This is a genomic window from Burkholderia sp. BCC1988 (assembly GCF_905339895.1).
GTDB lineage: Bacteria > Pseudomonadota > Gammaproteobacteria > Burkholderiales > Burkholderiaceae > Burkholderia.
Genome location: NZ_CAJPHA010000002.1, coordinates 151,731 through 171,974 on the forward strand (window position 1 = coordinate 151,731; position 20,244 = coordinate 171,974).

Sequence of the window (20,244 nt, forward strand, 5' to 3'; positions counted from 1 at the left end):
TTTGCGCTCAGCCCTTCGCGGGAGCGAGATCCTTCACGTCGACGGGGTGTTCGCCCATCTGCAGGTGCAGCCGTTCGCCGGTGTACGGTGTGTGGCGCCTCACGACGTCCATGTCGAGTTCGATGCCGAGGCCCGGCTCGCTCGACGGGACGATGTAGCCGTCTTCCCAGCGGATCGGCGTCTTCACGACTTCGGCGTGGAAACCGCCCCACGTCATGATGCTTTCCTGGATCAGGAAGTTCGGCGTGCAGGTCGCGAGCTGGATGCTCGCGGCCGCGCCGACCGGCCCGTTGTACAGGTGCGGTGCGATCTGCGCGTAGTGCACTTCGGCGAGCGTCGCGATCTTCTTCGCTTCGAGCAGGCCGCCCACACGCGCGACGTTCAACTGCAGGATCGATGCGCCGCCCGCCTGCAGCAGCTTGTGGAATTCGTACTTGGTGGTCAGGCGCTCGCCGGTCGCGATCGGAATCGACGTGTGCTTCGCGACTTGCGCGATCGCCTCTTCCTGGCCGGGGGGAACCGGCTCCTCGAACCACAGCGGGTCGTATTTCTCGAGCCGCTTCGCGAGCCGGATCGCCGACGACGGCACCATCTGCCCGTGCGTGCCGAACAGCAGGTCGGCCTTGCTGCCGACGGCTTCGCGCACCTTGCGGCAGAACGTCTCGCAGCGGTCGAGCACATCGAGCGACAGCTGGTGGCCCGAGTAGGCCGTGTACGGGCCGGCCGGGTCGAACTTGACGGCCGTGAAGCCGAGCTTCACGTTCTCGGCCGCGCATTCGGCCGCGAGGTCGGGATCGTCGTAGTCGTATTCGCCTTTCGCGTTCTTCGGGTACAGGTACGTGTACGAGCGCAGCCGCTCGTGGATCTTCCCGCCGAGCAGTTCGTACACGGGCTTGCCGGCGGCCTTGCCGATGATGTCCCAGCACGCCATTTCAAGGCCGCTGACGACGCCCATCATCGTGAGATCCGGTCGCTGCGTGAAGCCGCTCGAATAGGCCTGGCGGAACAGCCGTTCGACGTGATGCGGGTCGCGGTTCAGCAGGTGGCGTTCGAACACGTCGTCGATGATCGGCGCCATCGCCTTCGGGCCGAACGTCGCCGAGTAGATCTCGCCGACGCCTTCGATGCCGTCGTCGGTCTTCAGCTTCACGAAGATCCAGTACATCCCGCCGATATGCGGCGGCGGCACGGCGACGATATGGGTTTCGAGCGAAACGATCTTCATGCGGACTCCTGGATACGGTGAATGCGGTTGAGGCGGTGTTTGAGGAACGCGGCCGCGCCCGCGCCGCAGAGCGCGATCGCAGCGATGTAGCCGAAATAGAACTGGTAGCCGTGCGCGCCCGGCCAGGTATGCGTCACGTAGCCGTTGATCAGCGGCACGAACACGTCGGGCGAATAGCCGAGCACCGAGATCAGGCCGATCGCGAGGCCTGCGCAATGGGTCGGCACCTTGCAGTCGTCGAGCAGCGACCAGTAGAGGCCGCGGATCGCATAGGTGAGGATGCCGATGAACAGCACGAGCACGACGAGCATCGCCTGCGGGCTGTGCGCGGGCGCGGCGATCAGTCCGACGAGCGACAGCGCGGCGAGCACCAGCGCCCAGAACAGCACCGACACCTTCGACACGCGGTCGCCGAGGAAGCCGCCGCCGATGCCGCCGACGGGACGCATCCACAGCTTGAGCGTCGTGATGAAGCCGGCCGCCGTCGCGCTGAGCCCGAAATTGCCTTCGTGCAGGTAGGCCGAGAAGCTGTAGGTCGCCCAGAACACCTGGTAGCCGCAGAACACGATCGCGGCGACGAGCCACAGCTCGGGGATCGCCGCGAGCGTCTTCAGGTCGGTCAGCACGCTGCCTTTTCGGCGTTCCGTCACGGCCTTGCGACCGCCGGCGCCCGCCGGATCCTTCACCAGCGCGAGCAGCACGCCGAGCGCGATGCAGAAGAACGCGTACAGATGCACGACGAGCGTGAAGCCGGCCGCATCGGTGCCGCCGCGCGCCTGCGTCACGTAGGCGAACAGCGTGATCGCGATCGTCGCGAGCAGCGCCTCGACGAGCCCGCGGCCGCCGTCGAGCAGCCCGAAGAAACGGCCCTGTTCGTCGGGGCCCGCGATCATGTTCACGCGCTTGATCACGGCGGCCCAGAACGTGAGGCCGGTGGTCAGCCCCCAGCCGCCGAAGATCAGCACGAGCGTGTGGAACGACGGCCCGGTCGCGTAGACGAGCCCGAGCGCGCCCGTCGCGAGCAGCGAGAAGCAGATCAGCCAGCGCGGCGACAGGCGGTCGGCGAGCCAGCCGCTCGGCAGGTAGCTGACGAGGAAGATCGTGCCGAGCGACGAATACAGGTAACCGAGCTGCACGTCGTCGATATGGAAAAACTGCAGCATCGTCGGCTGGTACACCTGCCGCAGATACAGCATCGGGTAGATCGCGCCCGCGGCAATCACGAGCAGCAGCAGTTGCAGGTAGCGTTGCGCGCGGGAATGCTGCGACGCGTGAGCGTCGTCGTGCAGCGCGAGCGACGCGGCGGGCGTCGACGGTTGGGTCGGCATGATGTCTTCCTCCATCAGGCGTCCTTGAGGCGGACGCCTGCAGGTTTTTTATGTTCTGGTGGGTCAGGGGCGGCGCGCGGCGGGGTGTCGTCGTGCGCGCGCGGGAAACGGTGCTTGGGTGCGGCGGTGTCAGTACTTCATGACGACGAGGCGCGTCTGCGTGAATTCGAGCATCCCGTGCTTGCCGTCGTCGCCGCCGAGGCCCGAGCGCTTCCAGCCGGCGTGGAAGCCCTGGTACGGATCGGCCGGCGTGCGGTTCACGTACAGCTCGCCGGCCTCGATCGCGTTCGCGACGGTCATCGCGGTGCGGTAGCGCTCGGTATAGAGCACCGACGACAGGCCGAACTGGTGGTCGTTGGCCTGCGCGATCGCTTCGTCGATCGTCGTGTAGCGCAGCACGGGCATGATCGGGCCGAAGGTTTCCTCCTGCACGATCTCCATGTCCTGCCGCACGCCGGTGAGCAGCGTGGCCGGGTAGAAGAAGCCGGGGCCGTCGGGAATCGCGCCACCGGTTTCGAGCGTCGCACCCGCCGCGATCGCACGTTCGACCATCCCGTGGATGTGCGCGCGCGCCGATGCGCTGACGAGCGGGCCCATCCGCGTGGCGTCCTGCGCACGGTCGCCGATGCGCACGGCGGCCATCTTCTCCTTCAGCAGCGCGACGAAACGGTCGTGCACGCTGTCGTGCACGTACACGCGCTCGATCGCCGTGCAGAGCTGGCCGCAATGGGTCGTCTTCGACGCGACGAGCGCGGCGGCAGCGCGTTCGAGGTCGGCGTCGGGCTCGATGATCGCGGGCGTCTTGCCGCCGAGTTCGAGCGACGGCTTCGCGATGTTCGCCTTGCAGTAATCGAGCACCTTGCGGCCCGCGTTCACGCTGCCGGTCAGCGTGATCATCCCGACTGCCGGGTGCGTGCACAGCGCTTCGGCCGTCGCGTGATCCATCGTCAGGATGTTGACGACGCCCGGCGGGAAGCCCGCTTCGTCGGCCGCCTTCGCGATCTCGAACGCGGACACCGGCGTGTGGTTGCTCGGCCGCACGACCACGGTATTGCCGGCGATCAGCGCGGGCGCGACCTTGCGCAGCAGCGTGTAGACGGGATAGTTGAACGGGATCAGGCACGCGACGACGCCGATCGGCTCGCGCAGCAGGAACAGGTTCTCGTCGGACGTGTCGCTCGGGATGATCTCGCCCTCGATCCGGCGCGCCCACTCGGCGTGATAGCGCGTGATCTGGCCCGCGTAGACGGCCTCGTTCGACGCGTCCTCGATGCTCTTGCCGGATTCCTGCGCGAGCGCCGCGCCGATCTCCGGAGCACGCGCGGTCAGCGCGTCGGCGAAGCGGTGCAGATACACGGCGCGCTCGGTGCTCGGCAGCTTGCGCCACGCCTTTTGCGCGGCGGCCGCGGCGTCGACGGCGGCGAGCGCGTCGGCCGGCGTCGCGGCCGGCACGCGCGCGAAAGGCGCTTCGGTGGCGGGATTGTGGACCACGATGAACGCGTCGCTTTCCGGGGCGACGAAACGGCCGTTCACGTAGTTGCGTTCAGTGCGCATGAAGTGACTCCTCCGATAATTGCGGGCGGATCGCTTCGGGTGGCGACGCGCGCGGTACGGGACAGAGGCCATTCTCTTCATGCGTTTGGTGCACGACAAACGACTTATTTTCGCGTCGAGCATGAGAAAAATGCACGTTACTCGACCGATCGGCCGGAATCGCGCGTCCGGCAAGGCTGCCGTGGTGCGGGCCGCGAGCGGGACGGGCGGCGGCGGGCCCGCATTTTTCGACTGATCCGGATGCGCGCGCGAGCGGGAGCCGGTAAGGTGTCGGCCGCGGTTGACGCTTCGGCGCGGCGCGGGGCGGTCGGCTACGCTTGGGGCACGGATCGTGTGCTAGGCCAGCGGCACTTGCGGCAGCGGCGACGACGGTTCGAGATGGCGCTTCGCGAGCCACACTTCCTGCTGCAGCCAGTCGCGGAACTGGACGATGTGCGGCAGGTTCGTCTGCTCGGGCCGCGTGACGAACCAGTACGACTGGTGGCCGTCGACGTGTACGTTGAGCACCTGCATCAGCTGCCCGGTCGCGAGTTCGCGCGCGACCATGTGGCGATCGGCGATCGTGATCCCGAGGCCGTCGATCGCCGCGCGGATCGCGTGGTCGAGCAGGTCGAATTCGTAGCCGCCGCGCGTGTCGACGTCGGCGATGCCGGCGGCCTTCAGCCAGTGCTGCCAGGTCAGGTAGCGCTGGTCGTCGGTGGCGAGCACGTGCAGCAGCGTGAAGCGGTTCAGGTCGATCGGCGCGCCGTCCTGTCGCAGCCGCGCATACAGCGCGGGCGCGCAGACGGCGATATGCTGCTCCTGCATCAGCAGTGCGTTGTCGAAGCCGTCCCATTCGCCGTCGCCGAAGCGGATCGCGCAGTCGAGCACGCGCGATTCGCCGAGACTGTCGTGGATGCGGGTCGTGAGGCTCAGCTCGAATTCGGGATGCGCGTCGCGCAGCCGGCCGAGCCGCGGCATCAGCCAGCGCGCGGCGAAGGTGGGCGGCACGTTCGCGCGCAGGCGGTTCAGGCGGGTTTTTTCCTGCAGGCTGCGTACGGTCAGCTCGATCTTGTCGAACGATTGCTGCAGCGCGCGCAGCAGCACGCGGCCGGCCGCCGTCAGTTCGAGCTGGTGATGGCGCCGCTCGAGCAGGGATTCGCCGAGCTGGCCCTCGAGCTGGCGAACCTGGCGGCTCACCGCGCTCTGCGTCACGTTGAGCAGCTCGGCCGCGCGCGTGAAGCTGCCGGTGCGGCCGGCCATCTCGAAGGCTTTCAGCGCATTCAGCGCCGGCATCTTGCGTCTCACGGGGCGGTGTCGTGTCTGGTGCGGGATGCTTATTGTAGGCGGGCGGCGCGGGCGCGGGGACGATCAATGGATGCGACGGAGGGCGCGGGTCTCCGCGGCTTTTACGGCACGGCGGTTGGCGCGCCTCGTTGCGACCTGCCCGCAGGATGGTCGGCGGCGCCGGCCCGCAACAGCTCGAACGATACGAACGATACGAACGAAAGGGACACACATCATGCGACGCCTGCCATCGTTGATCGCGCTGCGATTTTTCGAGGAGACCGCGCGTCACCTGAGCTTCAACCGTGCGGCGGTTTCGCTGTGCGTGACGCAGGGGGCGGTGAGCCGGCAGATCCGGCTGCTCGAGGAGGCGCTCGGCGCGCGGCTGTTCGAGCGCGATCACAAGGGCGTGCGCCTGACCGATGCCGGCCAGCGGTTGCTGCCGTTCATCGGGCAGGCGTTCGATACGATCGAACGCGGCGTCGACGAAGTCGCCGCCACGCGGCCGGGTGCGAAGCGGCGCCTGACGGTGTCGCTGCCGCCGACGTTCGCGACGCAGTGGTTTTCGCCGCGGCTCGGCACGCTTGCGCAGGCGCTGCCCGACGTCGAGCTGTCGATCCGCACCGAGCCGGCCGACGACTGCCATTGCCACATCCGCTTCGGGCGCGCGGCGCGCGCGGGAATGCAGTCGGAGCTGCTGATGATGGAACGGCATGCGCTCGTCGGCGCGCCGCGTTATCGCGGCGATGCGCTCGACGTGCTGCTCGGCCGACTGCCGTCGCTGCATGTGCTGCACGAAGGCAAGCGCCTGACGCTATGGGCCGACTGGTGCGAGCAGGCCGGCGTGCCGGTGGCGCGGATCGCCGACGGCATCGAGTTTTCCACGCTCGAACAAGCGATCCGCGCGGCGCGCAAGGGCGCGGGGCTCGCGGTGGTCGACCTGAACATGATCGAGGAGGAGATCGCCGAGGGCAGCCTCGTGCGGCTGTCGCCGGTGCAGCCGATCGGACCGTTCGGCTATTGGCTCGATGTCGAGCCGGAGAGTATCGCGGTCGAGCACGTGGTTGCGTTTGCCGCGTGGTTGCGGGGGCAGGCGGGGCGGAAGGGGTAGGGCGTGGTCGGGGCGACATGATCGTGTGCCGATACCCGTTGTCACGAGGTCGTGCGGATCGCCCCGGTCGCTGTCGTCGATTCTGTCAGAGAGTGTCACCAGCCGAGGAATACAAATCGGGGTCCAGGCCGAAGTGCATGAACGTTTCGCGGCCCCCGATGGCTCTGGCCTCGGCTTCCGAAATGATGGGTAACTTGCACTTCGACGGATCGATGCGTCCCACGTTGAAGACGGTTCTCGGCAGCGGCGCGGCGGGCGTGCTGATCGGCGGTGCGGCCAGTTCGGCGGAGGACGCACGCGCGAGATTGCGACGGAGTTCGTATGCGAGGAATTCTTCAAGGAGTCGTCGCATTTCCGCGCGCCGGACGACACGATTCCCGTTCGTCGTGCGCCTGCGTGCCGCTGACGGCCGCGCAATCCGGAATCGGGTTATCGGGCTATGCTTTTCTGGCATCGTAAATCCCCTTCTCGATCAAGTAATCGCGTAGCGCCAGCACGGATGCGCCATGCGATGCAACGTCGAATGTCATCCACCGATGTGATCCGGCGGCTCGCCAGAAGTCTCGTCCGATTCGAGTCGTATAAAGCATGCGTAGTGATCGAAGCGAGCCATCGGCCAGCCCGACCGGGTATCCCCGAAAGAACTGGAACAGCGCGGCTTCGTCTGCGTGCGCGCCAGGAATGGAAGCGTCGAAGCCGAACCTCGGCCACGCGTAGTATCCGTAGAGCCGCTGGCCGCCCGATTCCGGCGGCGCTTTGCGGCCGCCGATCGCGAAGGCGGTGATCCGGGCGATGCCCAACGTATCACATGCTCGAACGATTCTCCAGAGCATAGCCGCGCCGAGCCCGGCGGCTGCGCTGTCGACCAGATCGATTGAGCGAAGTTCGAGTACCTGCGAGTCGCCAGTTTGGAAGACGGATATCCGGTTTTCCGATTGGATCAACGTCGGGTGTGTGACGGAGAACGTCAGTCTGCCCGCACTGTCGAGATAGGCCTGTACGTCCGATCCGGACGGCGCGCCGCATAACGAAGCGAGCAACCCGTCAGGAACTTCGTCATCCATACCAAGCAATGCGGAGATGTCCAGATCGTTACGCTCGATCGCCAAGTGACCGTCGAAAAATGCCTTCTCGTACGGCAACGTATGACTGAGATCGACGGGTTGGGTAGACATGGTGGCCGGAAGAATGGAAAACCCCAGCATATCGCCGCGAATCCGCCGCGCCGAGTCCGCCGAACGGCCAACCGCGAGACGGAACGCCCGCCGTCCCGCCGGCCTTACGACCAGTCGAACGTCAGCAGCGCCGCGCGGCTGACCGGCTCGTATGGCCTGTTGCCCGGTGTAATGCGTGTCCAGTTCCTTGCGAAAGCCTGCGTCGTACGTGTCGGGCGGGTTCTCCGGATAGAAGTAGCGCGGGTCGCCGAGCAACGTATAGCGGTTGTTTTCGTCGAGCCGGAACCCGATCCAGTTCGCGCGCAGATAGTCGTTGTGGTGCGCGGCCGTGTCCTGCCCGACGAGCCCGTCATAAGGTTCGACCGGGCTGACCAGGTGGATCCAGCCCTCCCATTACGGATCGATCGCCGACAGGTCGATCGACACGAGCGGATGTGGCGCGCGAGTGCGGCCTGGTGCGCGGCGAGGACGTCGGTGTCCGACGCATAGACCTTCAGGCCGGGTTGTGGCGTGACGATGTCTTCGATCATGATCGGTGTCCGCATGGTGAGCGTTCGGCAAGGCTTCACGCGTGAAGGCGAAAACCGGATGAATGCCGGCGCCGCAGCAGCCTGTCGGAATCAGGTTCCGTTCATCCGCCCGATCGGATGTGAAAGCATTCGCGCTGACCCTCTGGAGATCGTCTTCTTGATAATAGTTGATAGCCGGGATACGCTTGATGGATCGAATTCAATCCGTTCGGGAGGTCGACATGATCAGTGCGGAACTGGGCCAGCAACTGGAGGCTTATGTCGCGAAGCTGGTCGAATCGGGGCGTTACGGGTCCAAGAGCGAAGTGCTGCGCGAAGGCGTGCGCCTGATCCAGGATCGCGAGGCGCAACTGAACGCGCTGGACGCGGTGATCGCGCGCAGCCTGGCCGATGCGCAAGCAGGGCGCGGCGCCGAGGCGGCGGAAGTCTTCGATCGTCTCGAGGCGAAGTATCGGGCGCAGGCGGATCGGCAGGCCTGATCGTGCGCCTGTCCGATTTTGCGATTGCCGAACTCGAAGCGGTCGCCGATTACATTGCACGCGACAACCCGCAACGCGCCGTGACGTTCGTGCGGGAGATTCGCGACAAGTGCATGAGTCTGGCCGCGATGCCGCTGGCGTTTCCGCTGGTGCCGCGCTTCGAGCGTTACGGCGTGCGGCACCGCGTGTACGGCAACTACCAGATCTTCTATCGAGTCGTCGGCGATCCGCCGACGCGGATCGACATCCTTCACGTCCTGCACGGCGCGAGGGACTACGCGTCGATTCTGTTCTGAGCGAACGCGAGCATCTCATCGCGCCCGGAATGAGCGAGCCCGCCCACGACCGGGTGCGACAGAATCGCGCTCGGTGTCGCCGGCGCGCATCGGCGGCGAGTCGAGGCAAACGCCTCGCGCGCGATGAAGCCGGCGGCCACGCAGCCCGCCACCCTCGTCAATGCCCCGACGCTTCCTCCAGCGTCAGATGCTTCGTCTCCGGCGCCCACGCGATGGACACGATCATCCCCACCAGCAACACGCCCGCGAGCGCGAACATCGTCGCGTGAAAGCCGAGCGTCGCGATGCCGGCCGGCAGCAGGAACGTGCCGATCGCCGAACCGAGCCGGCTGCACGCGATCGCGAGGCCCACGCCGCTCGCGCGCACTTCGGTCGGGAAGCACTCGGGCGGGAACACGCCGACGAGGTTGCTGAACGCCGACATCGTCAGCGTGAAGATCGCGAACGCGACGATCATCGCGACGACCGCCGTCGACGGCAGCACCGCGAGCGCGACGAGCGACGCGCACGTCACCGCGAACGAGCCGATCAGGAAGCCGCGTCGCGACAGCCGGATCGTCAGCCAGATGCCGATCAGCGCGCCCAGCACGAGAAACGCGTTCAGCAGCAGGTCCGCACCGAAGCCTTCGGCGAGGCCGATCGTCTTCAGGATCGTCGGCAGGAACGTGTAGATCGCGAAATACGGAATCACGAGGCACACGAAGAACGCGCAGTTGAAAAGCGTGCGGCGGATCAGGTCACGCCGGAACAGTCGCGCGAAGCCGGCATTCGCCTGCGGTTCGGCCGAACCGTCGAGCATCACGTGCGGCCCGAAATGTTTCGCGACGATGGCGCGCGCTTCCTGCGCGCGGCCCTTGCCGAGCAGCCAGCGCGGCGATTCGGGCGTGCCGATCCGCAGCACCAGCACGATCAGCGCGGGCAATGCAGCCGACGCGAGCAGCCAGCGCCATGCGTCGGGCGCGGCGTCGCCGTACGCGAGGCCGAGCACGTTCGCGGCGACATAGCCGATCGTCCAGATCACGCTGAACGAGCCGAGCAGCGCACCGCGATGCTTGCGCGGCGAGAATTCGGCGAGGATCGCGTGGCCGACGGTGAAGTCGCCGCCCATCCCGAAGCCGATCAGCACGCGCAGCACGCACAGTTCGAGCGGCGACGTGACGAAGAACTGCGCGAACGCGGCCGCCGTGATGATCACGAAGCTCGTCAGGAAGATCTTCTGCCGGCCCATCCGGTCGGACAGCCAGCCGAACACGAGGCTGCCGAAGAAGATGCCGATCAGCGCCGAGCTGCCGATCATCCCCATCCAGAACGCGTCGATCGGCATCTGCCTGCCGAGCGCGGCCAGCGCATAACCGATCGTGCCGAGCGTGTAGCCTTCGGTGAAATGCGCGCCGAACGTGAGGCCGGCGATCTTCACGTGGAAGCGGTTGAGCGGCACGTCGTCGAGCGCGACGGGGCGGTGCGGCGCATCGGCGCCACGCGACAGCGGCAACGCGCGCGCGGTGCCGGATTGAACGTTGGCTGGGGTCAAGCTGCCTCCTGGATTGTCATGCGCGATGCGGCGGCCTGCGCGGGCACGAATGCCCGCGAGCGCCGTGCAAGGCGCCGCGCGCCCGGGCGGCGCGCGGCGCGGGTCGACCGCGGGGAGCGGTCAGCGGCCGAGGCCGGCCATCAGCGTGTACTTGAGTTCCACGTATTCGTCGAGGCCGTATTTCGAGCCTTCGCGGCCGAGCCCCGATTGCTTGACGCCGCCGAACGGCGCGACTTCGGTCGAGATGATCCCGTCGTTGACGCCGACCATCCCGCTCTCGAGCGCACGCGACACGCGCCACGCGCGGCCGAGGTCGCGCGTGTAGAAGTACGCGGACAGCCCGAACGGCGTGTCGTTGGCCGCGGCGACGGCCTCTTCCTCGGTCGTGAAGCGGAAGCAGCCGGCGACGGGACCGAAGGTTTCCTCTTCGGCGATCAGCATGTCGGGCGTCATGCCGGTCAGCACGGTCGGCTCGTAGAACGTGCCGCCGAGCGCGTGGCGCTTGCCGCCGGTGAGCGCGTGCGCGCCCTTCGCGGTTGCATCGGCCACGTGCCGCTCGACCTTGCCGAGCGCTGCCTCGTTGATCAGCGGCCCCTGGTCGACTTCACCGGCGAGCGCGTTGCCGACGCGCAGCGTGCGCACGGCGTCCGCCAGCTTGCGCGTGAACGCGTCGTACACGCCGTCCTGCACGAGAAAGCGGTTCACGCATACGCAGGTCTGGCCCGTGTTGCGGAACTTCGACGCGATCGCGCCCGTGACCGCCGCATCGAGATCGGCATCGTCGAACACGATGAACGGCGCGTTGCCGCCGAGTTCGAGCGACAGCTTCTTCAGCGTGTCGGCCGACTGCTTCGCGAGCAGCTTGCCGACCCGCGTCGAGCCCGTGAACGACAGCTTGCGCACGACGGACGAACTCGTCAGCGTCTCGCCGATCGCGACCGCGTCGCCCGACACGACGTTGAACACGCCGGCCGGCACGCCCGCGCGCTCGGCGAGCACCGCGAGCGCGAACGCCGACAGCGGCGTTTCCTCGGACGGCTTCAGCACCATCGTGCAGCCGGCCGCGAGCGCGGGGCCGGCCTTGCGCGTGATCATCGCGAGCGGGAAGTTCCATGGCGTGATCGCCGCGACGACGCCGACCGGCTCGCGCGTGACGACGATCTGCGAATCCGGCTTCGGGCTCGGGATCACGTCGCCGTACATGCGCTTCGCTTCTTCCGCGAACCATTCGAGAAAGCTCGCCGCGTACGCGACTTCGCCGCGCGCTTCCGCGAGCGGCTTGCCTTGCTCGCGCGTCAGCAGCTCGGCGAGCGCATCGCGATGCTCGAGCATCAGCTCGCCCCAGCGCTTCACGCGTGCGCCGCGCTCCTTCGCGGTCAGCGCGCGCCACGCGGGAAACGCGTGCGCGGCCGCGTCGATGGCGCGCTGCGTGTCGTCGGCGCCGCCTTTCGCGACTTTCGCGATCGTCTCGCCGGTCGCGGGGTTCAGCACCGGATAGGTCGCATCGCTCGCGCCATGCGATTCGTGCCATTCGCCGCCGATGTAATGGCCGGTCCTCAGAAATTCGTTCATGTGTGTCGTTCCTTCAGTGCGTCGGAGCCGCAGCCCTTCAGTCCGTTGCGAAGCTGCCCTGCGCCGGACGCGACGCGCGCGCGATGCGCTTGCCGGCCGTGTAGTCGTTGATCAGGTCGCACGGCGTGTAGTTGCGTTCCAGTTCGTGCAGTTCTTCCTCGGTGAGCTGCGTTTCAAGCGCGCCGAGCGCGCTGTCGAACTGCGCGACGGAATCCGCGCCGACCAGCATGCTCGCGACGCCGGGGCGGCTCAGCACCCACGCCTGCGCGATCTGCGCGGGCGGTACGCCGCGGCGCTTCGCGACCTTCGCGACCGATTCCGCGATCGCGAGCGACGCAGCGTCGCCGTACATCTGCGCGGTGAAGAAGTCGGTCTGGTTGCGCGTCGATTGCGGCTCGCAGGTCAGCAGGCCGCGCGCGAGCGGGCTGAACACCGACACGCCGACGCCCTGGTCGATGCAGTACGGCACCATCTCGCGCTCTTCCTCGCGATACGCGAGGTTCAGCTGCAGCTGCATGTTGATCGGCTTGTCCCAGCCGTTTCGTTCGCAGGCCTGCATGATCTTCGCGAACTGCCACGTGTACATCGTCGATACGCCGATATAGCGCGCCTTGCCCGCGCGCACGATGTCGTGCAGCGCGCTCATGGTTTCCTCGACGGGCGTGTTCACGTCGAAGAAGTGCAGCATGAAGATGTCGACGTAATCCATCCCGAGCCGCGTCAGCGACCCGTCGATACCGTCGAGCACGTGCTTGCGCGAATGGCCGCCCGCGTTCGGATAACTGCCCATGTCGTAGCCGACCTTGGTCGTCACGACGAGCTCCTCGCGGCGCGCGTTGCGCTTCAGGATGCGGCCGACCACTTCCTCGCCGACGCCCGTCGAATAGAAGTCCGCGAGATCGATGAAGTTGACGCCGGCGTCGAGCGCGCGGCGCACGATCGGCTCGCTCTGCGCTTCGTCGAAGATCCAGGGCTTCCATTCGGGGGTGCCCATGTTCATCGTGCCGAGACACAGGCGGGACACCTTCAGGCCGGACTGGCCGAGGCGGACGTATTCCATGTTTCCTCCAGGTGCGGCCTTGTGTCGGCCGCTCGTCGTCGTCAGTTTTTCTTCGGGGTGTAGAACGGGTTCGACACGTCGCGCGCGGCGGCGAATACCGCATCGCGATGCGGCAGCCCTTCCATCGCGGCGACGATCGCGTTGCGGCACGCGCGATAGTTGTTCTCGAACACGGCATCGAGATCGTCGGTCTGCGGGTTCACCCAGTTCGCCGACACGACGACCCAGTCGTTTTCCGCCTCGGGCGGCAGCGTGCCGTTCTCGAGCGCTTCGGCCACCGCTTTCGCGATGCCGGCCTGCGACGCGCCCCACGTGGCGTTGCCGTGGAAATCGCTGGCGATCTGCGCCTTGTTGACGTACAGCGTGAGCGGCTTGGTCGGCACGCCCGGCTGCGCGATCACGACGAACGGCGCATGGCCGGCCGACGGCGTCGCGAGGGCCGTCGCGAACGCCTGGCCCGCCGGGCCGTTGCGCGGGCCGACCAGCACGTTGATGTGCGCGAGATTGACGCCGGGGCCTTCGAAGCCTTCGCCGATGTAAAGCTGCCTGGGTTGGGATGCGGTCATTGCGGTGTCTCGTCGATGAGGTTGGGAGTGAGGCGATTGTGGTGGGCCGCGGCGCGGCCGGTGAATCGATGTTTTCTGATCGGGCTATGAGTTTTCGTCGTCTCCGGGAATGCCCGGAGCCCGGCGCGCGGAGGCCCGCCGGGCGGGCCTCGGCCGGCGTCGTGACGGCGGGCGGGGCGGGATCGGCGGGTGGGCATTCGCGAACCGGCTCCGGGTTTGTCATACCCGGGCAGGGGTTGGAGGGCCGGGCGCTTCCGGACAACAATCGGCGTGCTCCGAGCCCTATCTTTCTTCTTCCCTTCTTTTTTCGAAAGCGAGTAATTCCGATGGCTGCCATTCAAAGGCCCGATTGGTCGAAGCTCAGTTCGCTCGATCCCGAGCTGATCCGCGCATTCGTCGCCGTCGTCGAGAGCGGCGGCTTCACCGCGGCGGCCCGGCAACTGCATCGCACGCAATCGACGATCAGCCTGCGGATCCGCACGCTCGAGGAGCGGCTCGACACGCACCTGTTCATGCGCAACAGCCGGCGGCTCGAACTGTCGCGCGACGGCGAGAATTTCCTGATCCATGCGCGCCGCATCATCCAGGTGCAGAACGACGCGATCCTCGCGCTGAAGCAGGCGAGCAGCGACCGCGGCGTCGTGCGCTTCGGGCTGCCCGAGGACTATGCGGAGCTTTGGCTGCCCGACCTGCTGAAGTCGTTCTATGCGATGCGGCCGGGCGCGCGCTTCCACGTGCATTGCCGCACGTCGCTCGAACTGCTCGAACGGCTGCAGGCCGGCGAGCTCGACGTCGCGCTCGTCGTGCGGCACGGGCCGAACGCGGGCGGGCGGCTGCTCGGCCGGCACGAGGTCGTGTGGGCCGCGCACCGCGATTTCGCGCTCGGCCCGCAGGCGTCGGTGCCGCTCGCGCTGTTTCCGGAGACGTGCTGCTACCGGCAGCGCGGGCTGCAGGCGCTCGCGACGGCCGAGCGGCCGTATCACGTCGTCTATACGAGCCAGAGCCCGACCGGCATCAAGATCGCGGTGAACCACGGCGCGGCCGTGACGATGATCGACCGCTGCACGCTGCCCGAGAACTGGCGCGTGCTCGACGAGACCGACGGGTTGCCGCCGCTGCCGGCGGCCGATCTCGAACTGCATCGCTCGCCGGGCATCTGCGATCCGCTGACCGACGATCTGGTGTCGCTGATCGAATCGATGGTCGACGAGCGGCGGCGCGCGTCGCTCGAAGCGTTCGCTTAGCGGGGCAGGGCGGCGCAAACGCGGGTGAGATTGACGCGAACCGCGGCGCGCGGCCGCAACGCGCGCATGACGATCGCGCGGCCCGCCGCAGCTCGGTGTCGTGTTATGTCCCCCGTGCCGTTTTTTGCACGGGCGGCCCGTTTTTTTGCACGACGTTTATCCGGTCTCTTCTAAGCTGGGGACGTGTCGAACAGCCGGGACGGCCTCCGTCCGCTCCATGACCTTCATTCATCCCGTTCCCGCCTGCGATGTCGTCGGCCGCCAGTTGCGCGCCGGCGCACCCAGCAATGTCATTCCGTTCCCGCCGCCGCGCCCGCGCCTGCAGTTGCCCGTCACCTTGACGGCCGATTCCGGCGAACGCGCGCACGCCCGGCTCGCGGCGCTGCTGCATTCCCCGCTCGGCGTGTATGTCGTCAGCGCGCGTGCCGTGCGCGACGTGGTCCACGTGCACTTCGACATCGCGCCGGAAGACCTGGATTTCACGCTGCACATGCTGATCGCGCAGCAGGCCGATGCGGTGATCGGGCCGGTCGCGCGCCGATTGCATGTCGGGCCGAACGCACGGTGAAGCTGGGAACGGTTGTTGCTCGTGGGTTGTCGTTCGTTCCTTGATGGCTTGTCCGATCCGCCGCCCGATCGCCGGTCGCCGTGTCGTCCGCCCGCAGGCGGCGAACCGGCGCGCGATGCTGCGTGCGCGGCGCCGATCACGAATACGGAGGAGTCATGGATCTATTGGAAGCCGTACCTGTCGCGCGGCCGGCGAGCGGCCGGTTACGGACGGCATTGCTGCCGTCCGGCCAGCAACTCGCGCGTCAGCTCGTGACGACGGTGCGCGTGGCCGAAATGCTGCTGCATCAGGCGATCGTCGTGCCCGACCGGCATCAGTGGTCGGTGGACACCGAGCGGGTCGACGCGGCCGGCGGGCCGCTCGAGGCCTGGGAGAGCTTCGTGACCTGGCGGATCGGCAAGGTGTTCGCAGCGTCGGTGAGCCCCGCCGCGCGCGTCAACGATCGCGACCAGGTCGCGGTCGAGATCCGGCTCTGCCTGCCCGAGCAGGACTACGTGGCCGGGCGGCGCGTGAGCACCTTCGGCCGCCGCCACGGCAACCGCTTCGGCGCGACGCTATCGGTCGTGTCGGGCGCGCAGTGGGGCTGGCAACGCGCGGAGCACGTCGCGCCGGAACACGCGCAGGTATGCGGCGATACGCTGGAAGCGCTCGTCGATCGGGTGGCCGCGAACGTCAATGCGGCGCTGGGCGCGGCCGGGTTCGGCGCGACGCGCTGATCACGCGTCGCCGGTCTGGCCGGTCTGGCGCTGCAGGTCTTCCATCAGCTGTTCCGCGAGAAAGTCGCACGGCGGGCGCTTCGATTTCGTGCTGCGCGCGAGGATCAGTTCGAGCGGCGGCAAATCGGGCAGCCCGTGCGAGCGGCCGAGCATCGACAGTTGCGCGGGTATCGCGCAGCGCGCGAGCGGCGCGACCGCGAGGCCGGCCTCGACCATGCTGAGCAGACCGAGCAGGCTCGGGCTTTCATACGAAGTGCGGAACGGCAGCTTCGCGCGTTCGAGGCTGCGGATCGCGTTCTCGCGCGCGACGCTGCCCGGCATGAACACCGCGATCGGCAGCGGCCGTTCTTCCCATACGCGCGGCCCGTTCGTCATCGCGGCCCATGCCATCGGCTCGTGGCGGATGAAGTCGCCGGACAGCCCCTTGATGCGCGTGCCGCACACGAGATCGACCGTGCCGTCCTTCAGGAGCGGCGCGAGCGCGCTGCTCGGCAGCCCGATCACCTGGATCTCGACCTTCGGATAGGTCGCCGAGAATTTCTTCAGCACCGACGGCAGCAGCGACGACGCATAGTCGTCCGGCACGCCGATGACCACCTTACCCGTCACTTCCGGCCGCACCACGGCCGCCCACGCCTCGTCGCGCAGCGCCAGCATTCGTCTGGCGAATCCCAGCAGCACCTCGCCTTCGCGCGTCAGCACGATGCTGCGCGGCTTGCGCACGAACAGCGGCCGGCCGATCGCGTCTTCCAGGCTCTTGATCTGCATGCTCACGGCCGATTGCGAGCGGTTCACCGCTTCGGCGGCGCGGGTCATGTTGCCGGTTTCCGCGACGGCGACGACGGTGGCCAGCACGTCGTGATCGAGCATCTTCATCGGTATCAGGAAAACTGAACGTAACGATCAGCATTATGCGTTTTTATTGTCGCTGTGTGTCTGCCATAGTGGCATCGAGCCGGCCGCATCGTTCGATGCGGTGCGGCGATCACGCCGGCCAGCCCGGCACGCAGCGCCGAACAGGGAAGAGTGGTGTACCGATGATGGATCATCCATTGCGTGCCGCACTGGCCGCGGAATTGCATGCCCGGCCGTTCCTGCGGCTCGCCGAAGCCGTGTCGCTCACGCACTACGCGATCTACGCGGACGGCCAGCCCGACATCCACGAAACGCTGCTGCACGCGCTGTGCCGCGACACCGGCATTGCCGCGCCGCAGGACGGCGCGACCCACTACGCGGTGCAGTCGCCGGGCGGCTGGTACCTGAAGTGGGAGCGCCACACCGAATTCTCGACCTTTACGTTCGTCGCGCCGCGCCGCGACACCGGCTATTTCGACGATCTCGCGATCGAAGGGATTCCGGCCGCCTGGTTCGCACGGCTCGCGGGCATCCGCTTCGTCGCGGTGCGCATGGAGTTGCTGTCGGGCGATGCCGCGCGGCTCGTGTGCGGCGACCTGCGCCGCTGGATCGACGGGCCCGCGCTCGTCGGCAGCAACGTGCTCGGCGGCGGCAAGGTGTACTGCGACTGGCACGTGCGCGACGACGGCTTCATGCGCTTTCTCGTCGTCGACGAGGATTTCCGCGAGGAGCAGGGCGGCCGCCTGCTGCAACGCCTCCATGAAATCGAGACGTACCGGATGATGGCGCTGCTCGCGTTGCCGGTCGCACGGCGGATGAGCCGCGAGCTCGACGAGATCCACGCGGCGCTGCATGCGCTGATGCAGCGGATGGACGCGGGCGGCGCCGACGGCGACGACGCGGCCTTGCTCGTGAAGCTCACGCATCTCGCGGTGCGGGTCGAAGCGCTGTCGGGGTCCGGCGGCCGCTTCAGCGCGTCGCGAGCTTACGAAAAGCTCGTGCTGGCGCGCATCCACGAGCTGCGCGAGGAGCGCATCGAAGGGATGCCGACGATCGCGGAGTTCATGGAGCGGCGCTTCGCGCCGGCGATGGAAACCTGCCGCAGCGTGTGGGCGCGTCACGAGCAGATCGCCGCGCGGATCGCGCGCGCGGTCGACCTGCTGCGCACGCGCGTGAATCTCGCGCAGGAAAAGGACGTCACGCGCCTGCTGGCGGGCATGGAGCGTACCGCGCGCAACCAGCTGCATCTGCAGCACGCGGTCGAAGGGCTGTCGGTGGCGGCCATTTCGTACTACGTGCTGTCGCTCGCAACCGCGGCGTTCAAGGCGCTGCACGTGATGAACCTGCCGGTCGATCCCGAACTGGCGGAAGGCCTGCTGATCGCACCGGTCGTGTTCGCGGTGATTCACATCACGCGGCGCGCGCGCGCGCAGCTCGCGCGGTCGGAGGCCGCGCATGGCGGCGCAGCCGTGCAAGCGGCGACGTTGCAACAGGCAAATTGAATCAGAACATCGACGACATATCGAAAGGAGTGGAGATGACTTTTACGCAAACGCAAGCGGGTTTTTTCACTGGCTACGACGCATTCGACGAACCCGGTCGGGATGACGCCGGCGCGCCGGAAGAGGTGCGCGTGACGTCGTATCAGGCCGTGCTGCAGGAGCCGATGACGTCGCTCGTCGGCAGCACGATCGATCGGCCGGATGTCGCGGCGGTGGCGATTCTCGGGTACAACTGACGCCTGGTCGTTTCGCGTCGATTCACGACGTCCGCCGTGGACGCTGCAGGCCCGGCGGCCCCTTCACGTACACCTTCACGCCATGAACGCGCATCCCGCCGTTTCGCTTCAACTGACCGACATCGAGCAGCCGGCCGCACGCGACCTCATCAGCCGCAAGCTCGGCGAGTTCAACCACGCGATGACGGGCCGATCCGACACGGCGGCGCTCGACGTCTACGTGACCGATCCCGCGACCGGCGAGGTCGTGGGCGGCCTCACCGGCCGGACGTCGCTGGGCCTCTTCTTCATCGACCTCTTTTACCTGCCGGAATCGCTGCGTGGCGGCGGTTTCGGCAGCCGGCTGCTGCGCGAGGCCGAAGCGGAGGCGAAGCGGCGCGGGTGTGCGCGCGCCGTGCTGTACACGATTACGTTCCAGGCGCCGGACTTCTACCGGAAGCACGGTTACGAGGCGTTCGGCGAGGTGCCGTGCGAGCCGGAAGGGACGGCGCGCGTGTTCATGGTCAAGACGCTTTGAGCGAGGTAGCCTGACGTCACCGCGCCGGCGTCGCTACCGAAGACCGGCGGGATCGCAGCATGTGCTGCATCGACGGCGACGGGTAGCGCGACGCCGTCCACGCCGAGCCGGAGGCATATCGTGACAATTCCACCCGATCAATACGCCAGACAGTACGTGCGATTCGAAGACGAACGCACGCGGCCTGTCCGCGACCTGCTGGCCGCCGTGCCGGACACGCCGATCCATACCGCGCTCGACATCGGCTGCGGGCCGGGCAATTCGACCGAAGCGCTGATCGCACGCGCACCCGACGCGACGGTGCGCGGGATCGACGCGTCGCCGGACATGATCGCGGCCGCGCGCAAGCGCCTGCCCGCGCTGCGTTTCGATCTCGCGGATGTCTCCACGTGGGACGATCCGGGCGGCTACGACCTGATCCTGTCGAACGCGGTGCTGCAATGGGTGCCGGCGCACGACACGCTGTTTCCGTCGCTCGTCGGCCGGCTCGCGCCGGGCGGCCATCTCGCGGTGCAGATGCCCGACAACCTCGACGAACCCGCGCACCGGCTGATGCGCGCGGTCGCCGCGGGCGGGCCCTGGGCGGACAAGCTCAAAGGCGCGGCGCGCACCGAGCGGTTCGACGCGCGGTATTACTACGCGCTGCTGTCGCCGTCGTGTTCGCGGGTGGATGTCTGGCGCACGACTTACTACCATCCGCTGCGCGGCGGCGCCGATGCGGTCGTCGAATGGTTCAAGGGCAGCGCGCTGCGGCCGTTCCTCGCGGCACTCGATGAAGGCGAACGCGACGCGTTCGTCGCGCGCTATCGCGATGCGCTCGCCGGTCCGGATGGCTACCCGTCGCTCGACGACGGCACCGTGCTGCTGCCGTTCCCGCGCCTGTTCATCGTCGCGACGCGGAAGTAAGGCGCAA

Annotated in this window: 21 protein-coding genes; 10 read left to right on the forward strand and 11 right to left on the reverse strand. The window is 67.5% G+C overall.

Annotation, left to right across the window (positions count from 1 at the left end; genetic code table 11):
• Positions 1 to 7: 7 nt before the first annotated feature.
• The 4 genes from U4012_RS03550 to U4012_RS03565 all read right to left on the reverse strand — a co-directional run bounded on the left by U4012_RS03550 (position 8) and on the right by U4012_RS03565 (position 5,382).
• The gene (locus U4012_RS03550; RefSeq protein ID WP_321796232.1) at positions 8 to 1,225 is read right to left on the reverse strand and encodes a mandelate racemase/muconate lactonizing enzyme family protein; all 1,218 of its coding nucleotides are present in this window, start codon (positions 1,223 to 1,225) and stop codon (positions 8 to 10) included.
• A complete protein-coding gene (locus U4012_RS03555; protein ID WP_321796233.1) occupies positions 1,222 to 2,553 on the reverse strand; it encodes an MFS transporter in 1,332 nt (443 codons plus the stop codon). The genes U4012_RS03550 and U4012_RS03555 overlap by 4 nt, the downstream gene beginning before the upstream one ends.
• Before the next feature lie 129 nt (positions 2,554 to 2,682).
• A complete protein-coding gene (gene aldA, locus U4012_RS03560; protein WP_321796235.1) occupies positions 2,683 to 4,107 on the reverse strand; it encodes an aldehyde dehydrogenase in 1,425 nt (474 codons plus the stop codon).
• 336 nt (positions 4,108 to 4,443) lie between these two features.
• A complete protein-coding gene (locus U4012_RS03565) occupies positions 4,444 to 5,382 on the reverse strand; it encodes a LysR substrate-binding domain-containing protein (protein WP_321796644.1) in 939 nt (312 codons plus the stop codon).
• 226 nt (positions 5,383 to 5,608) lie between these two features.
• Between U4012_RS03565 and U4012_RS03570 the strand changes: the two genes are divergently transcribed.
• Complete coding sequence (locus U4012_RS03570; RefSeq protein ID WP_044848048.1) at positions 5,609 to 6,484, forward strand: LysR family transcriptional regulator; 876 nt, start codon at positions 5,609 to 5,611, stop codon at positions 6,482 to 6,484.
• Positions 6,485 to 6,569: 85 nt separating this feature from the next.
• Here U4012_RS03570 and U4012_RS03575 read toward each other — a convergent pair whose 3' ends face one another.
• Positions 6,570 to 6,836, reverse strand: coding sequence for a hypothetical protein (locus U4012_RS03575; RefSeq protein WP_124487036.1), 267 nt, complete (start codon positions 6,834 to 6,836; stop codon positions 6,570 to 6,572).
• Between the two features lie 85 nt (positions 6,837 to 6,921).
• The gene (locus tag U4012_RS03580; protein WP_321796240.1) at positions 6,922 to 7,914 is read right to left on the reverse strand and encodes a hypothetical protein; all 993 of its coding nucleotides are present in this window, start codon (positions 7,912 to 7,914) and stop codon (positions 6,922 to 6,924) included.
• Positions 7,915 to 8,410: 496 nt separating this feature from the next.
• On the opposite strand from U4012_RS03580, the gene U4012_RS03585 reads away from it, so the two are divergent.
• Entirely contained in the window at positions 8,411 to 8,668 is a 258-nt protein-coding gene (locus U4012_RS03585; protein ID WP_124521000.1) for a type II toxin-antitoxin system ParD family antitoxin, read from the forward strand.
• Positions 8,665 to 8,964, forward strand: coding sequence for a type II toxin-antitoxin system RelE/ParE family toxin (locus U4012_RS03590; RefSeq protein WP_044848069.1), 300 nt, complete (start codon positions 8,665 to 8,667; stop codon positions 8,962 to 8,964). Before U4012_RS03585 ends, U4012_RS03590 begins: the two co-directional genes overlap by 4 nt.
• A gap of 157 nt (positions 8,965 to 9,121) precedes the next feature.
• Here the strand turns inward: U4012_RS03590 and U4012_RS03595 are convergent, their stop codons facing one another.
• The 4 genes from U4012_RS03595 to fae form a co-directional block, all read right to left on the reverse strand.
• Positions 9,122 to 10,456 (reverse strand): MFS transporter, encoded by a 1,335-nt coding sequence (locus U4012_RS03595; RefSeq protein ID WP_321796647.1) that lies wholly within the window; start codon positions 10,454 to 10,456, stop codon positions 9,122 to 9,124.
• 159 nt (positions 10,457 to 10,615) lie between these two features.
• On the reverse strand, positions 10,616 to 12,067 hold the full coding sequence (locus U4012_RS03600) for an NAD-dependent succinate-semialdehyde dehydrogenase (protein ID WP_321796242.1): 1,452 nt from the start codon (positions 12,065 to 12,067) through the stop codon (positions 10,616 to 10,618).
• Between the two features lie 37 nt (positions 12,068 to 12,104).
• On the reverse strand, positions 12,105 to 13,127 hold the full coding sequence (locus U4012_RS03605) for an aldo/keto reductase (protein WP_321796244.1): 1,023 nt from the start codon (positions 13,125 to 13,127) through the stop codon (positions 12,105 to 12,107).
• A gap of 41 nt (positions 13,128 to 13,168) precedes the next feature.
• Complete coding sequence (fae, locus tag U4012_RS03610; protein ID WP_011356415.1) at positions 13,169 to 13,693, reverse strand: formaldehyde-activating enzyme; 525 nt, start codon at positions 13,691 to 13,693, stop codon at positions 13,169 to 13,171.
• A gap of 326 nt (positions 13,694 to 14,019) precedes the next feature.
• On the opposite strand from fae, the gene U4012_RS03615 reads away from it, so the two are divergent.
• The 3 genes from U4012_RS03615 to U4012_RS03625 all read left to right on the forward strand — a co-directional run bounded on the left by U4012_RS03615 (position 14,020) and on the right by U4012_RS03625 (position 16,221).
• Positions 14,020 to 14,937: a LysR family transcriptional regulator gene (locus tag U4012_RS03615; RefSeq protein WP_044848054.1), complete on the forward strand. Its 918-nt coding sequence runs from the start codon at positions 14,020 to 14,022 to the stop codon at positions 14,935 to 14,937.
• Positions 14,938 to 15,154: 217 nt separating this feature from the next.
• Positions 15,155 to 15,505: a hypothetical protein gene (locus U4012_RS03620; RefSeq protein WP_321796648.1), complete on the forward strand. Its 351-nt coding sequence runs from the start codon at positions 15,155 to 15,157 to the stop codon at positions 15,503 to 15,505.
• Between the two features lie 155 nt (positions 15,506 to 15,660).
• Positions 15,661 to 16,221: a hypothetical protein gene (locus tag U4012_RS03625; protein WP_321796248.1), complete on the forward strand. Its 561-nt coding sequence runs from the start codon at positions 15,661 to 15,663 to the stop codon at positions 16,219 to 16,221.
• Here U4012_RS03625 and U4012_RS03630 read toward each other — a convergent pair whose 3' ends face one another.
• Positions 16,222 to 17,097, reverse strand: coding sequence for a LysR family transcriptional regulator (locus U4012_RS03630; RefSeq protein WP_044848057.1), 876 nt, complete (start codon positions 17,095 to 17,097; stop codon positions 16,222 to 16,224).
• Between the two features lie 161 nt (positions 17,098 to 17,258).
• Between U4012_RS03630 and U4012_RS03635 the strand changes: the two genes are divergently transcribed.
• The 4 genes from U4012_RS03635 to tam all read left to right on the forward strand — a co-directional run bounded on the left by U4012_RS03635 (position 17,259) and on the right by tam (position 20,237).
• The gene (locus U4012_RS03635) at positions 17,259 to 18,578 is read left to right on the forward strand and encodes a DUF3422 domain-containing protein (RefSeq protein ID WP_321796255.1); all 1,320 of its coding nucleotides are present in this window, start codon (positions 17,259 to 17,261) and stop codon (positions 18,576 to 18,578) included.
• A 35-nt stretch (positions 18,579 to 18,613) separates the two neighbouring features.
• Positions 18,614 to 18,814: a hypothetical protein gene (locus U4012_RS03640; RefSeq protein ID WP_321796649.1), complete on the forward strand. Its 201-nt coding sequence runs from the start codon at positions 18,614 to 18,616 to the stop codon at positions 18,812 to 18,814.
• 82 nt (positions 18,815 to 18,896) lie between these two features.
• Positions 18,897 to 19,331: a GNAT family N-acetyltransferase gene (locus U4012_RS03645; protein ID WP_044848060.1), complete on the forward strand. Its 435-nt coding sequence runs from the start codon at positions 18,897 to 18,899 to the stop codon at positions 19,329 to 19,331.
• Positions 19,332 to 19,451: 120 nt separating this feature from the next.
• Complete coding sequence (gene tam / locus U4012_RS03650) at positions 19,452 to 20,237, forward strand: trans-aconitate 2-methyltransferase (protein ID WP_044848061.1); 786 nt, start codon at positions 19,452 to 19,454, stop codon at positions 20,235 to 20,237.
• The last annotated feature ends 7 nt before the right edge of the window (positions 20,238 to 20,244 follow it).

Bases quoted from the DNA above. Each gene is read 5' to 3' on its own strand.
- U4012_RS03550 (WP_321796232.1), bottom strand. From the start codon at position 1,225: ATGAAGATCGTTTCGCTCGAAACCCATATCGTCGCCGTGCCGCCGCCG.
- U4012_RS03625 (WP_321796248.1), top strand. From the start codon at position 15,661: ATGGATCTATTGGAAGCCGTACCTGTCGCGCGGCCGGCGAGCGGCCGG.
- U4012_RS03565 (WP_321796644.1), bottom strand. From the start codon at position 5,382: ATGCCGGCGCTGAATGCGCTGAAAGCCTTCGAGATGGCCGGCCGCACC.
- U4012_RS03600 (WP_321796242.1), bottom strand. From the start codon at position 12,067: ATGAACGAATTTCTGAGGACCGGCCATTACATCGGCGGCGAATGGCAC.
- U4012_RS03615 (WP_044848054.1), top strand. From the start codon at position 14,020: ATGGCTGCCATTCAAAGGCCCGATTGGTCGAAGCTCAGTTCGCTCGAT.
- U4012_RS03575 (WP_124487036.1), bottom strand. From the start codon at position 6,836: ATGCGACGACTCCTTGAAGAATTCCTCGCATACGAACTCCGTCGCAAT.
- U4012_RS03605 (WP_321796244.1), bottom strand. From the start codon at position 13,127: ATGGAATACGTCCGCCTCGGCCAGTCCGGCCTGAAGGTGTCCCGCCTG.
- U4012_RS03555 (WP_321796233.1), bottom strand. From the start codon at position 2,553: ATGCCGACCCAACCGTCGACGCCCGCCGCGTCGCTCGCGCTGCACGAC.
- fae (WP_011356415.1), bottom strand. From the start codon at position 13,693: ATGACCGCATCCCAACCCAGGCAGCTTTACATCGGCGAAGGCTTCGAA.
- aldA (WP_321796235.1), bottom strand. From the start codon at position 4,107: ATGCGCACTGAACGCAACTACGTGAACGGCCGTTTCGTCGCCCCGGAA.
- U4012_RS03635 (WP_321796255.1), top strand. From the start codon at position 17,259: ATGATGGATCATCCATTGCGTGCCGCACTGGCCGCGGAATTGCATGCC.
- U4012_RS03645 (WP_044848060.1), top strand. From the start codon at position 18,897: ATGAACGCGCATCCCGCCGTTTCGCTTCAACTGACCGACATCGAGCAG.
- U4012_RS03585 (WP_124521000.1), top strand. From the start codon at position 8,411: ATGATCAGTGCGGAACTGGGCCAGCAACTGGAGGCTTATGTCGCGAAG.
- U4012_RS03630 (WP_044848057.1), bottom strand. From the start codon at position 17,097: ATGAAGATGCTCGATCACGACGTGCTGGCCACCGTCGTCGCCGTCGCG.
- U4012_RS03570 (WP_044848048.1), top strand. From the start codon at position 5,609: ATGCGACGCCTGCCATCGTTGATCGCGCTGCGATTTTTCGAGGAGACC.
- U4012_RS03620 (WP_321796648.1), top strand. From the start codon at position 15,155: ATGACCTTCATTCATCCCGTTCCCGCCTGCGATGTCGTCGGCCGCCAG.
- U4012_RS03640 (WP_321796649.1), top strand. From the start codon at position 18,614: ATGACTTTTACGCAAACGCAAGCGGGTTTTTTCACTGGCTACGACGCA.